The organism is Natrinema sp. SYSU A 869 (genome assembly GCF_019879105.1).
Classification (GTDB): domain Archaea; phylum Halobacteriota; class Halobacteria; order Halobacteriales; family Natrialbaceae; genus Natrinema.
Genome location: NZ_CP082249.1, coordinates 1,409,506 through 1,424,706 on the forward strand (window position 1 = coordinate 1,409,506; position 15,201 = coordinate 1,424,706).

Annotated in this window: 11 protein-coding genes and 2 pseudogenes; 9 read left to right on the forward strand and 4 right to left on the reverse strand. The window is 62.9% G+C overall.

Features of this window, described 5'->3' with window-relative positions; all coding sequences use genetic code 11:
- Positions 1–30: 30 nt before the first annotated feature.
- Positions 31–849, reverse strand: a complete 819-nt coding sequence (locus K6I40_RS15075; RefSeq protein ID WP_222919843.1) for a cohesin domain-containing protein — start codon at positions 847–849, stop codon at positions 31–33.
- Between the two features lie 161 nt (positions 850–1,010).
- A complete protein-coding gene (locus K6I40_RS15080; protein WP_222919844.1) occupies positions 1,011–1,634 on the reverse strand; it encodes an ArsR family transcriptional regulator in 624 nt (207 codons plus the stop codon).
- A 416-nt stretch (positions 1,635–2,050) separates the two neighbouring features.
- On the opposite strand from K6I40_RS15080, the gene K6I40_RS15085 reads away from it, so the two are divergent.
- From K6I40_RS15085 to K6I40_RS15100, 4 genes are all read left to right on the forward strand, one after another.
- Entirely contained in the window at positions 2,051–2,383 is a 333-nt protein-coding gene (locus K6I40_RS15085; protein ID WP_222919845.1) for a hypothetical protein, read from the forward strand.
- 262 nt (positions 2,384–2,645) lie between these two features.
- The gene (locus K6I40_RS15090) at positions 2,646–3,455 is read left to right on the forward strand and encodes a MarR family transcriptional regulator (RefSeq protein WP_222919846.1); all 810 of its coding nucleotides are present in this window, start codon (positions 2,646–2,648) and stop codon (positions 3,453–3,455) included.
- Between the two features lie 247 nt (positions 3,456–3,702).
- Positions 3,703–3,936: a DUF1059 domain-containing protein gene (locus K6I40_RS15095; RefSeq protein ID WP_222919847.1), complete on the forward strand. Its 234-nt coding sequence runs from the start codon at positions 3,703–3,705 to the stop codon at positions 3,934–3,936.
- Entirely contained in the window at positions 3,933–4,472 is a 540-nt protein-coding gene (locus tag K6I40_RS15100) for a hypothetical protein (protein ID WP_222919848.1), read from the forward strand. Before K6I40_RS15095 ends, K6I40_RS15100 begins: the two co-directional genes overlap by 4 nt.
- Positions 4,473–4,525: 53 nt before the next feature.
- Here the strand turns inward: K6I40_RS15100 and K6I40_RS15105 are convergent, their stop codons facing one another.
- Positions 4,526–5,803, reverse strand: a complete 1,278-nt coding sequence (locus K6I40_RS15105; RefSeq protein ID WP_222919849.1) for a DNA double-strand break repair nuclease NurA — start codon at positions 5,801–5,803, stop codon at positions 4,526–4,528.
- A gap of 126 nt (positions 5,804–5,929) precedes the next feature.
- Here K6I40_RS15105 and K6I40_RS15110 point away from each other — a divergent pair, with 126 nt between their 5' ends.
- The 3 genes and pseudogenes from K6I40_RS15110 to gpmI all read left to right on the forward strand — a co-directional run bounded on the left by K6I40_RS15110 (position 5,930) and on the right by gpmI (position 9,710).
- On the forward strand, positions 5,930–6,208 hold the full coding sequence (locus K6I40_RS15110; RefSeq protein WP_222919850.1) for a hypothetical protein: 279 nt from the start codon (positions 5,930–5,932) through the stop codon (positions 6,206–6,208).
- Between the two features lie 140 nt (positions 6,209–6,348).
- A pseudogene (locus K6I40_RS15115) lies at positions 6,349–7,901 on the forward strand (HTTM domain-containing protein).
- A 225-nt stretch (positions 7,902–8,126) separates the two neighbouring features.
- Positions 8,127–9,710: a 2,3-bisphosphoglycerate-independent phosphoglycerate mutase gene (gene gpmI / locus K6I40_RS15120; protein ID WP_222919851.1), complete on the forward strand. Its 1,584-nt coding sequence runs from the start codon at positions 8,127–8,129 to the stop codon at positions 9,708–9,710.
- A gap of 36 nt (positions 9,711–9,746) precedes the next feature.
- On the opposite strand, the gene K6I40_RS15125 is transcribed toward gpmI, so the two are convergent.
- The gene (locus K6I40_RS15125; RefSeq protein ID WP_222919852.1) at positions 9,747–11,687 is read right to left on the reverse strand and encodes a fibronectin type III domain-containing protein; all 1,941 of its coding nucleotides are present in this window, start codon (positions 11,685–11,687) and stop codon (positions 9,747–9,749) included.
- Positions 11,688–11,893: 206 nt separating this feature from the next.
- Between K6I40_RS15125 and K6I40_RS15130 the strand changes: the two genes are divergently transcribed.
- Both K6I40_RS15130 and K6I40_RS15135 read left to right on the forward strand, forming a co-directional pair.
- Positions 11,894–12,313, forward strand: a complete 420-nt coding sequence (locus tag K6I40_RS15130; RefSeq protein ID WP_222919853.1) for a hypothetical protein — start codon at positions 11,894–11,896, stop codon at positions 12,311–12,313.
- Between the two features lie 227 nt (positions 12,314–12,540).
- Positions 12,541–15,200, forward strand: a pseudogene (locus tag K6I40_RS15135) (alkaline phosphatase PhoX).
- Position 15,201 lies beyond the last annotated feature (1 nt).

A 15,201-nucleotide genomic window follows, 5' to 3' on the forward strand; every position in this document is an offset into this window, starting at 1 on the left:
AACGCGTTTCCCTCCAGTCGGACGGACTGTTTATCCCTGGCGACGGTCACGAGCGGCTGCTAAAAGCAGTAACCCCATCGTACCGGCCGTGATCGCGAGTCCGGCCGTGAACCCTGGAACCGGCTCGCCGTCGTCGGTCGCCGCCGATTCGTTCTCGGCATCGCTCGAGGCGTTCCCTCCGCTCGAGTCGTTCGAATCTCGCGCCAGTTCGTCGGGGTCGGGATGTTCGAACGACTCGAGCGAGTCGAGCGACTCGGTGCCGCCGTCGATCGCGACCGTCGCGGACTCGTCGACGACGGCAATCGGCCAGTCCCCCGTGGTGTCGATCTCGCTCTCGTCGAACGAAATCGTCGTCGCGCCGACCGGCGCGTCTTCGGCGACCCGGACGGTCAGCGTCGCGATCGTCCCCACGCCGGTCGCACCGCCGGCAGCCGGCTCGCGGCGCTGCTCGAAGATCGCCGTCCCCTGTTCGTGGGCGAGCGTCTCCGTCGTCCGGATCTCAGTGTCGGTTCCCTCGAGCCACGGGCCCCGATCGATGCCCTCGATCTCGAGGTACTCGGGGTGGTACTGGGCGGTCAGCGTCACTGCGTCGATACCTTCCCCGCCGTGACCGCCCTGACTCCGGAGGGCCACATCGATCGTGACCGTCTCGCCGGGCGCGGCCTCGACCTGCGCCCGGTCGGGCGAGACGATCGCGACCTGATCGATTGCAGCGGCCGTCCCTGCAATGGGTGCGATCGAAAGGATGAGGGCGAACAAGACGGCGAGACCAGTGCTGGCGACGACACGGTAACCGTCGGGTGCCGTCTCATCGGGCGGGCTGGTGCCATCGTCACTTGCAGTGTCCATGTCGCGACGGCTCTTCCTACGGGCGGGTCGGTCTTACCGCTTGTCGATCACGGCGGAATCCACCGCTGGTGGACGCAATCGAACGCGAACGGACCGTTCAGGAAAGCAAGAGCGCGTCGAATCGGCTGGCAGCAGTCGGCGACCCCGGACGCTGTCGACGGCTACTCGACGATCGAAACGGCCTGATCGTATCGCGTAACGAGGCCGGACTCGTGATCGTAGCTGATGACGCCGATATCAGCCATCGCGGGCAGGTGGGAGTGGTGGAGCGCGACGGCCGCGCGCTCGGTGTCGGAAAACGGCTCGCCGTCGTGAGCGCTGAGTCGGCCGGCGAGTTGCTCGATCGAGAGCGGTTGGTCGTCCGCGTCGAGGACGGAGAGTAGCCGCATCCGAACGGGATCGACGAGCGTCTCGAGCAGGGTTTGCGCGTTCTCGTTATCACAGAGATCGAGCAGGACGGAGAGATCGGCGGGGTGAACCGGCGGTTCGTCGACGAGCGCGACGCCGTCGTCGTTCCAGTCGACGATGTCGTCGTCCTCGAGTCGTGGGAGGTGATTGTGAACGAGGCTAATCCGAATGTCGTGTCGGGCCTGCCCGTTCGCGTCCGTCGTCGTCCTGTCGATCAGGGCTGTCGTCAGTTCCGAGAGGGAGAGTCGCGTCTGTCGACAGCCGAGAACCTCGAGAAGGCGAAGCCGGCGAGGATGCCGAAGGATGTCGTAACACTCCGTGGGAACGGTTGCGAGTGGGTCGGGCTTGCTGCCGCCAAGGTGAGCGTCCGAACTCATTACACACACCAACCTCTGCAAGGGGGATAAGGTCATTTCCAAAACGATTTGGGCCGGAAATTCTATTATTACTCCCGTAACATCATCGTAACGCGCTGAAATGCCTATGAACGAGTGATAAGGCAATTACCGTTAGAAACCTAATTCTAGAATCTGATACTGACACTAACGCCGTAATTATACACAAACTAATAGATTGCCTAGGATATCGCACTCCTCATTTCCGATCAGTTGAATGGCCAGTTTGGCGGTAATTCGCACGGACTACCGAATTAGGGTAATCGATCAGTTGACCGTCTCACTGGTGGAAAGACGGATGAACGAATAAAGCACCCGTCGGAACTGACCGAGTCCGATATGTCCGTGCGCTGGCCGATGCCACGACATTTTTGCGTTCGCAAAGCGTACGATAGCGTATGCTTATGGTACGCGGTCGTGCGGGCGGGACGGAACTCACTGGGACGTTGTACGAACGGGGTGAGCGAGCCCCCACGTTCAGCGGCGCACCCGACGAAGACGCCGCGTATGTCTGGGTCTGCGACGAATTCTACGAGGTCGACAGCGGCGGGTCGACACAACTCGTCGACGGTCGGGAGGTCAACCTCGCCTTCGAGTCGCCCATGCCACGCGGCTTCGATACCCGCGAACAGGCCCTCGAGGGAGCCAAAGAACACGTCCGAACGCAGTTCGCGCGAATCGGGGTCGATCCCGACGACGTCTCGCTCAAGGTCGAGAAAAACGACGGCTAGGACTTGCAGTGGGTAACCCGGGTACTGCCGTCTGATTCGACGGTTTCTCGAGCGGTTGCACGTGCGACTGTGTCCAACGGTGTGGTTGTCCTCGTTGTGGTCGAAGCGAGAGACGAGACCGGCACAAAGAACCGTTCGATGACGCGACGGAATCCGCCTGCGGACTCACCGCTCCCCTCTTACTATCGTATCCGTCCAGACACTGTCCCTCTGAGCAGGGACGAAGGGCCACAACTATACCGCTGGTGTGTGTACAATTACCATGATATCTAGCGTCACAAATTCGCCGCTCGACGACATCGAGTTCCTTGCACGGTCGGAACACCGCGTGACAGCGCTCGACGCACTGGTCAGACGACCACAGAGCCGGGACGACCTCCGGGAAATGACTGGCGTTTCGAAGTCCACGATCCGACGGACGCTCCGCGAGTTCGAAGCTCGACACTGGATCAGTAGGAACGGGCACCGGTACGAGGCGACACAGCTGGGTACGTTCGTCGCGTCAGGAATGCGGGAACTGATCAGCCGGTTCGAAACTGAGCAGAAACTCCGCGATGTCTGGCAGTGGCTCCCGAACGAGGCGAGCGGTTTCTCGATCGAGATGGGGACCGACGCGGTCGTGACGGTCGCCCGATCCGACGATCCGTACCGTCCAGTGAACCGATTCGCATCACTGCTCCGAGAGACAGACCGGTTTCGGTTCGTCGGATTCGACCTAGCCTTACTCGAGCCATGTAAGGACGAACTCGCGCGACGGATCAGTAACGGGATGGACACGGAAATCATCGATCCACCGTCCGTTGCCAAGCACATCCTCTCGACCTACCCGGAGCACTGTTCCGGACCTCGTGAAAGCGGTCATCTCACGGTCCGACTCCACGACGACTTGCCGCCGTACGGGGTCGCTATTCTCGATCATCGAATCGGGATCAGTGGGCACAGTCCCGAGAGCGGGACAGTTCGGGTATTAATCGATACCGACACACCGGAGGCACGTGAATGGGCGGAATCGATGTACGAGTCCTTCAGACGCGAATCTCGACCACTCACTCCCGAACTGATCGTCGAATGACAACGCGTACGCAGTGTGGTACCGAAGACGTGCTGCCGGCTACTCTAGTAGCGAAACCCGGGTCGACAGTCAGTGGTCGAGGCTGCGACGTTCTCGGCCGAAACGGCGATTCGGGAGGAGATACGTCACACGGTTCCACCTGATGACCGCAGTGCAGCGTCTGCACGATTGTCACCGACTGCACAGAAACCACTAGATGCCTACACGACCCACCGTCTCGTAGTCTCTTCTGCCGAGAGGCGAACCCATGACTACCGATAAGCAATCGAAAGACAGCACGACGGGGCTCCAAGTAGCGTGCGATACAGCGGTTTCAGGCTGTGTCTTCCGCATGCGTACCGAGGCGGACGACAAGGAACGACTGCTGGAGATGACCCGCGAACACGTGAGAGAACGGCACGGAAAAGACGTCAGTCTCGACGAGATCGAAGCCCGTCACGTGGAAACGGTCGAGGTCGACCTCGAGGAAGCAGACCAATGAGCGTGAACCGAGCAACGGCTGACCGACATCGGACCGATTACGAACTCGAGCGTGGGGTACGGGTCGGATCGCTCCTGATGGCGCTCGCGGGCGTCGCCTTCGTCGGATATGGGATCGTCTTCCTCGCCAGAACGTTCTTCGGGACCGGCTTCGAACTCGGCGTCGCGACCCTGAACGGAGTCACGCCGGCGGATCTCAACGCGCTCGATCCGGCCATCATGCACTACATCAACCATCTCCACGTCGCTACGGCGGCGTTTATCATCGCCACTGGGATCGCCATCGCGGCGCTCGCGTGGTACGGTGTCCGCAGTGGGCAACTGTGGGCGTGGGCGACGGCGGTTGTCGCCGCCGTGATCGGACTGGCTATCGCGCTTCCGATGCACTACGCCGATCTCTTCGCCCACAACTGGGTGACGCACCTCGGCCCCATCTACCTCGCAACGATCGTGTTCGTAGTGGGGGCCATACTCGCCTACAGAGGAATTCGATCTGGCTCTCAGACGGCAGAGCCTAGCACGAACACCGAGGCCTAGTGGCCCCTTTTTCCGTAGTCGGCCGCATGAAGAGGGACCGGGACCAGCAGTGATCAATAGGGCTGTTCGTCCCACCGATGGTCGTCATAGGTCCGATCCTGGGCCGCGTCGAACCGCTCCTCGAGCGTCTCGCGGAGCGACGCCTTCTCCGAATTGCTGATCCGGGCGAGTTCGTCGGCTTTCGCGACGATCGTCGGCGGGCCGTGAGCGACGGCGACGTCTTGGAGGAGTTGCATCGCGAGCCGCTCTCGGATTTCGGGATCCTTCGTGAATGCGTAGGGGGCCTCGATCCGGTACAGCAGGTCGTCACGGGGATCGTAGATCACGAAAAAGGTGACCTCGTAGGCTTCGCGCTCGAGGCGACGCTCAACGCCGAGTGCGTTGCCCTCAGCCGACAACGGTTGATCGACGCCGCCCCGTGATCGGAACCAGTTCGTGTAGGTCAGCGACGACGTGTCCCGTTCCCAGCGCTCGCCGTCGATATCGTCGACGTACTCGCCGCGCTCGAGTAGGCGGGTGAACAGCGCCGAATCGTCGCTCCATGGCACGCTGACGTCGATATCCCGTTTCGATTTCAGCGTCCGAGTGAGCACGCGCGTTGCGGGGTTTTTGACGAACCCGACGAGAGGGACGTCCCGTTCGACGAAATCCTCGACCAGCCGGACGTAGTTCTCCAGCACCGTCGTGGGACGGGGGTCCTCGAGCAGGAAGTCCGCGAGATCGGGATGCTGGTCGGCCCAGCGCAGCAGGCCCCGCGGATAGAGCGGGCCGTCGAGGACGAGCAGATTCGAAACTGTGTCGGCGTGGTCGCGGGCGTGTTTGCTCTCGGCCAGATAGAGCGCGAGCGCGTGGACAACGCCCTCGGCAAACCGCGGCAGCGGCGGGATCTTGACTGCCCGGCTCTGGCTGTAGCCCTCGTCGAATTTGCCCCAGGTTTCATCGACCATCATCGTCTCGTCGTTCGAGTGGACCGTCATCACGGTCGTCCGCGACCGGTGGAGGTCGAGGTCGCTCGGAGTCGCGCTCATGGCCGCCTGCGCGATGTCGATGACCAGCCCGTTTTTGAACGTCGTCGGATTGATCGTCCCCGCGTCGAGGCCGTGTTTGGTCGGGAACTCGCGGTCGCGCAGAGCGACTGCCTCGCAGTCGACAACCCGTCGCGCCTGCTCGTCGACCGGCTCGAGGACTGTCCGCCCGTCATACACCAGCGGGTCGAGAAACTGTTCCCAGACGGTTTCGGCGAACGCGCGACGGTCTCGCTCGTCGGTCCCGTGGTCGATCCGCCTCGCGAGCCGTGCGATACCGTCGAAATGGACCGGGTCGAGCGTCATGGCTGGGGGCACCCACCCGACCTGCAAAAAGCCAGTGGTCGCATCTCGAGACGATGTTAACTCGGGTACGGGTAAATTACTATCAGAAAACGTATGTATGAGCGGGTCGAGAGTCGAGATATCTCGATGTCCGAGCGAGAAACGGCTGCGACCACCCGTGATGACCGTGCGATCAATTGGCGACAGACCAGTTCCGGGATCACGCTCTATGAGGAGGGAACTCCCGACGCCTGGATCCACGCGGAGTTCGAGGCCGGTGTCGCGCCGGAACATCGCCTCTTCATGATCTGTGAGGACTGTGGTGCCGTGTTCGCACAGCGAGTAAAGCCCGGGAAGGAAACCATCTGTGGCGACTGCGGAGCGACCTTCGAACACGACGGGGACGCGACCCGGCCGTCGTCCTAAGCGATCGTCGACCGCTCGTTTTCCGACACTAGTTCCAGCTGAAATCGGTCAATAGCCGCGGAACGGGATCGTTTCAGATTACAACAAGCTTATGCCGGTTGATACGAAAGCCGAGCAGAAGAATCGATCGAGAGCAACCAATGGATCAAGCCCTCCTCACAAATGGATGGAACCGATTACTGACCGCACTGGATACCGCCTCGGAATCGTTCGCCCGACGGTTCGAGATCGATCTGCGAGCGCTCGCCGCGTTCCGTATCGCGATCGGGACGCTGGTGATCGTCGATCTGCTGCTCCGATCGCGGCATCTCACGGCCTTCTACACCGACGACGGAGTCCTCCCGCTCGAGGCGCTGTTTTCGGACTACTCGTCGGTCCACTCCCTCCACGCCGTCTCCGGCGAGGCGTGGGTACAGGCGCTCCTGTTTTGCGTCGCCGGACTCTTCGCTCTCGCGATGATCGTCGGCTACCGAACCAGGCTCGCGACGATCGTCTCGTGGCTACTGCTGCTCTCGTTGCACGCCCGGAATCCGATGATCCTCAACGGCGGCGACGCCCTGTTTCGAATGTTGCTCCTCTGGGGGATCTTTCTCCCCTCGGAGAGCGCTGGGCGATCGATGCCCGCCGGATCGATCGAAACCGATCGACAGCGTTCTCTGCCGGAACGATAGCCGTCCTCCTGCAGCCGCTACTCATGTATGCGAGCAACGCCATCCACAAGCACAGAGGCGACACGTGGATGGCCGGCGATGCGGTCGTCGAGGCCTTTCGGGCCGATCAGTTCACTATCCTGCTCGGCAACGTCATCGCGGATCAGATACTCCTGTTGCGCGCGTTCACCTACGTCTGGGTGGCCCTCCTCGTGCTCTCGCCCTTGCTCGTCCTCCTGACCGGGTATCGACGGGCGATATTCGCCTCGCTTTTCGTCGGCATGCACCTCGGCATGGTCGTCACGATTCAGGTCGGTCTCTTCCCGCTGATCGCCATCGCCGGACTCCTCCCGTTCTATCCGCCAATCATCTGGGATGGGTTAAGCGGGCTCGCGACTCGAGTCGGAATCGCACCGCGGCTCCGCGACGGGTTGACGCGGCTGCAGCGGGACGTCCCGACACTCTCGGTGCCACTGCTTCCGTCGGCTCGGTCGATCGTGCCCTCGCTGACCGCGGTCACGAACCGCGGACAGGTCCTGTTCTCGACGATCCTTCCCGGCCTCTTTCTCGTTCTCGTCATACTCTCGAGCGCCGGAGCGGTCGGATACGACGAAATGCCTGATCGCGGCGAGAAGGTGCTCGAGACGGCGAAGGCCGAACAGAGCTGGCAGATGTTCGCTCCGGATCCGATCTGGCGGGCCAAGTGGCTCGTGGTTCCCGGCGAACTCGAGGACGGCATGGAAACCGACATCTATCACGACTCGGCCGTCGACTGGGACAGACCGCCGTCAGTCGATGAGACTTACGAGAGTTCCCGATGGCGAAAGTATATCAGAAACATGCGATTCGTCAACAACGAGAACCACCGCTCGTACTTCGCGAACTACCAGTGTAGTCGCTGGAATGCCACCCACGAGACGGGCGTTGAACGGGTCACCATCTACGGCCTGTCCGATCGGGCCGCCCCGTATGAGGACCCGGATATCGCCAAATACGAACTGCTCAAGTACGACTGTTCAGGCGAGTTCATCCAGAACGACTGACACTGTCGGACAGAAGTTACTGCAGATTTGATCCAAAGATCGTCCGTCGACTCTGGAGGCGGACGAATTCAGCGATCGATAGTCAACTAGTTCTGTCCAACAGTATGACTCCGCTCAACGGCTCCGGCTCGAACCCACCCGAACGAGGGCGACATGGACCGCGCTCGACTCCCCATTCTCTCCGACAACGACAGCTAGTTAGGCCACGCTGGAAACCGGGTACGTATGGAAGCTGCGCTGATCGTCCTCGACGGCTGGGGACTCGGTGACGGCGGCAGAGATGCGGTCCAGGCGGCCGAAACGCCGGTCTTCGATCGACTCGCGGAATCGGGTTCGTACGGACGGCTCGAGGTCGCGGGCCGGCGCGTTGGCCTGCCGGACGGACAGATGGGCAACAGCGAGGTCGGCCACCTCAACATCGGTGCCGGCCGGGTCGTCTATCAGGAGTACACGCGGATTTCGGACTCGATCGCGGACGGCTCCTTCCGGGAGAATGACGCGATCAACACGGCCTTCGACCGGGCCACCGAGAACGACGGCCGCGTCCACTTCGTCGGCCTCGTCAGCGACGGCGGGGTACACTCGGATCAGGAGCACCTGCACGCGCTGATCGAACTGGCCGCCGACCGCGACGTCGAGGCCGTCACCCACGCGATCACCGACGGCCGCGATACGTCCCCGACCGGCGGACGGGACTACCTCGGCCGGCTCGAGGAGGTCGTCGCCGACCACGGAACCGGCGACGTGGCGACGGTCTCGGGCCGGTACTACGCGATGGACCGCGACCAGAACTGGGTGCGGACAAAGCGGGCCTACGACGCCATTACGAACCGCGAGGCCGAGTGGACCGCCGACTCGGCCGTCGACGCCGTCGAGAACTCCTACGACCGTGACGTGACCGACGAGTTCGTCGAGCCGACCCTGATTCGGGACCAGCCGGCGCTCGAGGACGGCGATTCGGTCGTCTGGTTCAACTTCCGCTCCGACCGCGCCCGGCAGTTGACCCGGATGCTCGCCGACATTCGGCCTGAGGACTGGGCCGACGAGTTCGAGACCAGCCCACCGGACGCCGAAGTCGTGATGCTGACCCAGTACGACGAGACGTTCGATCTCCCCGTCGCCTACCCGCCGAACCAGCCCGAACAGGTGCTCGGCGAGGTGCTGGCCGACGCGGGACGAACGCAGCTCCGGATCGCCGAGTCCGAGAAGTACGCCCACGTCACCTACTTCCTGAACGGCGGCCGCGAGGTCGAGTTCGACGGCGAGATCCGAAAGATCGTCGAGAGTCCCGACGTGCCGACCTACGACCTGCAACCCGAGATGAGCGCGCCAGAGGTGACCGATACGGCTATCGAGACGATCGAGGGCGAGGCCCGAGCGGAGCGAGCGCCTCGAGAAAGCGAGCGGGGAGGGACGACCCGCGAGCAGAGCGACGATCCCGACGTGCTCGTGCTCAACTACGCCAACCCGGATATGGTCGGTCACACCGGCGATTACGAGGCCGCGATCGAGGCCGTCGAAGCCGTCGATGCGCAACTCGGCCGGCTCGTCGAGGCACTCGAGAACGCTGGTGCGCACGTCCTCATCACCGCAGACCACGGCAACGCCGACGACATGGGGACTGAGGAGGACCCCCACACCGCGCACACGTACAACGAAGTCCCGCTGATCTATCTAGGCCCTACCGGGACTAGCGGCGGCCGGACGGTCCGCGAGGGCGGCACACTCGCAGATATCGCACCGACGATTCTCGAGGTAATTGACCTCGATCAGCCTCCTGAGATGACCGGCGAATCGCTGCTCGAGTAACGGTTCACACGTCGCGGCAAAAAATTCGCAATCGAGTTACGCGTCGATTTCGACCTGCTCAGTGACGACGTTGCCGGTGCCGTCCTCGACTTCGAGAATCACAGTATAGGTGTCACCAGCGCCGTGTTTCACGGATTCGTCGAGCGACCCGCTGGCGCTCGTCCCGGCGACCCGTTCATCGCTTCCGCTGATGGCCTGTCCGTCACTGTTCTCGATCGTCACTGTCACCGACGAGAGGTCGCTGTCCGTGTCGGCAACGCGCCAATCGACGAACAGTTCTGCGTGCGGGTTCGGCGAGCTATCTTCGCTGCCGGAGAGGACCTCGACGGTCGGATCGTGGTCCGTACGCTCCGTGGTCAGTGTCTCCACCGCACCCGTCTCGGTCTCGTCGGCGGCATACGCGACGGCCCGGTACTCGTAGGTCGTGTCCGGCTCGAGGCCTGACAGCGTCGTCTCGAGCGTGCCGGGCTCGGTCAGCGTCTCGGCGGCCGCTTCGGTCCACGTCCCGCCGTCGACCGCGCGGTACTCGACGGCGACGGTCGCGTCGTCCGCACCGCCAAGATCTGAGAGGGTCATGCCAACAGTCGCCAACTCCTCGCCAACGGCGGTCGCGGAACCGGTCTCGACGACGGGATCAACGGCCGTTTCGAACGCCTGCGTCGCACCGACGTCCGATTCGCCACGTTCCGTCTCGCCGACGAGGCGGAACTCATACCCTGTTCCCGGCTCGAGGCCGCCGACGGTTGTTTCGACCCGTGCGGTCGAGTCCGGATCGACCGGCTCGGTCGTCTGCCACTGGTCGGCATCGATCGATCGGTACTCGAACCGGGTCGTCACCGCGTCGCTATCGCCAAAGTCGGTGACCTCGCCGGTCAGCGTCGCTCCGCTCTCGGTGACGTCCGCCGCTGAACCGGTCTCGACAGCGAGTTCGCTCGGCGTCGCGAACGACTCGAGCGTTCCGTTGTCCGCGTCGCCAGCCGTCGTCTTCCTGACGATGCGGTACATGTATTCGGTGTCCGGCTCGAGGTCGGTCACCCGGACCGCGAGGTCGCCGGCCGCGGTCCGCTCGATCGGCTCGCTTTTAGTCACGCCGTCGGTCCCCGTCGCGCTGTACTCGAACCAGACCGTCGCCTCGTCGGTGCCGCCGAGCCCGCCGAGGTTGCCGGTCAGGACCGCGTTCGTCTCCGAGACGTTCGTCGCCGGACCGGTATCGACAGTAAACGGCGCGGTCGTTGCGAACTGCTCAGTCCCGCCGCCGTATCCGTAGCCGCGGTCGTTGCGAACGTTCGCCCGGAAGTCGTATTCGGTATCCGACTCGAGGCCGGTCACCGTCTGGGTCACGGTCCCCATCGATTCGACTGTCTGCGGGTCCGTCTCCTCCCACTCGGACGTCCACGCGTCAGAATCGGCCGGGTTGTACGAGAACCACACCTCGACATCGTCTCCGTCGCCAAGGTCGGTCACGGTGGCCGAGAGCGTCGCCCCGTCAGCGCTCACTTCGACCGCATCACCGGTCGTCACCTCGGGCCGGTCGTACGACGTCTCGAAGAGTCGGGACTCGCCGCGGTCGGTCCCGGCGGCCGTCTCCGCGACGGCGCGATACTCGTACTCGGTCGACGGCTCGAGGCCAGTCAGGTCGGAGACGAACTCGTCCGAGGTGTTTACAGTCCGCGGCTCCGTGGCCGTCCACGAGCCATCCGTCCCGTTCTCGCGGTACTCGAGTCGGACGCTCGCCTCGGACGCGTTGCCGAGATCGGTGAGGTTCGCGGCGGCCACGATAGTCGTCTCGTTGACGACGTCATACCACGACGTGCGAACCGTTGGTCCGCCGTCGTCCCCGTCGGTCGCGGTGCTCGTATCGGCACCGGTCGCGGCGGCCGCCGCAGGTGCTGCGAGCGCGGTACTCGCCGCGACGAGCGCGACGAAGACCACCCATGTTCGATTCGATCCGAGAGAAATGTCGATTGTATCCCCCATATGACCGTTCAATTATCCGACCGGCTATAATAATCTTCAGTATCGGAACAATAATATCCGGCAGACCGCTCGACGATCCGAGTCGGTCAGCGTGGGAGTGAGAGAACCGTCTCGATAGCAGTATGATCTCCTCACGAGGGGCGTATAGACGACATATCAACGTTCAATACGGCGATCTGAAGAGTTTCAGTAGGTCGCGCTACAGTATGATTCGCTCCGATACCGGCCCCCAAACCGACGGTTCGCCAGTCGATGACTACGTGCTGGGCGTTCGCATCGTCGAATCCGTTGCCGCCGACGGCGACGTTCAGTACCAGTTCGAGGCCCCTAACCACACGGAAATCGCGTTCGACAATCTTGAGGACGCCCGGCTCTACGCCGATGTCTACTTCGACGTCAACGGCTTCGTTGAGGACGGCACCGGCGAACGCGGCGTCCCACCGGAGATCGTTCAGGCAGGCAAAGACACTCTCTCGGCGTATCTCGTCACCTGTCCGTGGACCGACATCAATTGGGTTGCCTCGTTCTACGGCGTCACACCGACCGACATCGAGCGCTACTGCTCGTGGGTCCGCGACCGTGCCGAGGAAATCCGGACCGAAGTGACTGAACGAGGCCTCGAGTAACTACTACCACTGCACCGGCCGCTAGTCGCGAGTGCAACTGGACTCTCTTTTCCGCCGCCGATCGTATTCCGAGAGTCGTTGGGCTCTCGCTATGGGATATATTCGACCCCACCACTCGGTACTGATAAATAGCCATCCGGACGTTCGTTTCTCACTCTATTCACTATATTTGATTTAATATACATATTATAAAAGACCATCAGTTAACCGTGGCGTTCTCCGCTCGCATGGTCGAATTCACCAGGCGGAAGCTGATGGCATCGTCAGTAGCGACGGCGATCGGCGTCGGAACGGTCGGTGTCGCGAGCGCCGACGAAGGGCCCGAAGAGCACGAGACGCTCGAAGCGCCGTACGTCGAGGGATCGATAAAACGACTCTCGACGACGGCGTTCGGTGCGGAGGTCACCGGTCCGTTCGTTTTCGAGACAGGCGAACTCCTCTACAGCCTCCAAGGGCCGAGCAACGACAATCCCGAACCGTTTAACAAGGGTGGCGTCGGCGTCATCGACGACTTCCAGTTCACGTTCAACGGGAAGAACGACGAGTTCGACGAGCTCAAACCGCCACGGACCAACGCGGAACAGGGAGAAGTGCAGTCCGCCGTCGGTCAGTACCGACTCCTCGTCCAGACGGGCGACGAGATTAACGGCGGGACAGAGCGGTTCGGCCACCCCCAGACGCCCGACGGGAAGGAACTCGTCGAGATCTGCGAAGACGAGTACGAAGGGATCGGCGAGCAAGCCGACATGAACTTCTTCGTCTCGACGAACGAGGAGGGAACGGAGGGCTACCTCTTTACCAACAACGAGATCCGGCCGGGCGGGATCACGCGAACGCCCCTCTACCGCGACGAGGACGGCTACTGGCAGGCCGACCTCGAGAACGCGATGGAACTCGAGAACACCGAGGTGTTCCGCGAGATCGGCGGGACGAAGGTCAACTGTTATGGCGATCTGAGTCCGTGGGAGACGCCGCTGTCGGCCGAAGAGGAATACGGTCACCCGCGAGTCAATGGGCTCGCGACGGTCAGCGACATCGTCGAACGGGGCAGTGGCGTCGGCCTCCGCGGCGGCAGCGAGTTCTGGAACCGACCTAACATCCTCGAGGTCGACGCCTCGCTCCAGGAGATCTTCGGCGACGAGACCGAGTACCCGATGGGGCTGCACAACAACCGTAACACCGAGAAACACGCCTATCACCTCGGCGTCGACCCGATCGATCTGGCCGAGGAAGAAGTCGAAGACGGGGACGGCCTCAAGACCGTGAACACGCCCCGTCCCATCGGCGACGAGAAATTCCCGAACCGCTACCGCTACGGGAAGATCGTCGAGATCACCGAGCCGACCGCCGAGGTGCCAACACCCGTCAAGCACCACGTCTTCGGCCGTGCCGCGTGGGAATGTCCCGAAGTGCTGCCCGACGAGCGGACGGTCTACCTCGCGTCCGACGGCGGCGCGAAGGGCATCTACAAGTTCGTCGCCGAAGAGTCGATTCCGGAGTACGACAACCGGATGGACGTCCGCGGCACGCTGTACGCCATGAAGGCCGCCGAGATCGGCGAGGGACCGGTCGCAGAGACCGACCTCGAGGTCGAGTGGCTGGAACTAGGTACGGCCAGCAACGCCGAGATTGACTCTTGGATCGCCGACTACGACGACGTTACGCAGGTCGACTACCTTGAGACCCACGCCGAAACCGACTGGGAGGACGACCTCGAGACCGCGCTGGCGGAAGCCGACGAGGAAGTCGCGATCAACGGCAATCAGGACTACATCACCGACGAGGAGGTCGTTGAGTGGGCCGAACAGTACGAAGAACGCGGCCCCGACGGCGTCGACGAGGAACTCCGTCGCGTCCCCTTCCTCGAGACCCGCGCGGCCGCCAAGGAAATCAATGCCAGCATCGAGTTCAACAAGGCCGAGGGGATCGACGCCCACGACGAGGCCGAGCCCGGCGACTTCATCTACTTCGGTATCTCCTCGCTCGGTGGCTCTATGACCGACGAGCGCGGCGAACTCCGCTTCGACGAGGTCGAGACCGGCGTCCTCTATCGGGCCGAACTCGAGGCGAACTACGACGTCTCCCGGCTCGAGCCGGTTGTCGTCGGCCCGAACGGGAGCGATCCCGAATCGCTGCTCGACGAGTCGCTCATCAACGTCGACAACGTCATGGTCATGGACGACGGCCGGGTGCTCCTCTGTGAGGACAAAGGCACATTCGGACGCACGTACGAGAACGATGCTCTCTGGGTGTACGACCCGCCAGCGGTCCTCCGTGCCGATTCGGTGGCGGTCAGCCAGGACGCGACTAGCGAGGTCGATCTGACGCTCTCGTCGCTACCGAACGGTCTCGCGGGGGTCGCATCACCGCCTCCGTCGAACACGCCAACGTCGCCGAGATCACCGACGCAAGCTATCACGATGCACTCGAGCTCACCGCGGACCCGACGATCAGCGACGACCGGTCGACCGTCGAGTTCCGCTTTGCCGATCTCGAGGGCGAGATCCAGTCCGCTCGCGAGGAGGTCACGCTGGCGACGCTCGAACTCGAGGGCGTCGGCGGCGGGACGACCGACATCACGGTCGACGTGCACGCGCTGGACGATGACGACGGCGACGCGATCGAACCCCAGACCCGGTCCGGCGTCGTCGTGACCGGCCCGCCGCCGATCGGCAGCGGCCCGGGCGGGGCGGCCCCGACCGACCCCGACGGCGACGGCACCTTCGAGGACGTGAACGGCAACGGCCGGCTGGACTACGACGACGTAACTCTCCTCTTCAAACATATCGAGGACGACTCGATCCAGCTCAACGTTGACGCCTACGACTTCAACGAGAACGGTCGTATCGACTACGACGACGTCACAGAGCTGTACGGCGAGATCTGAG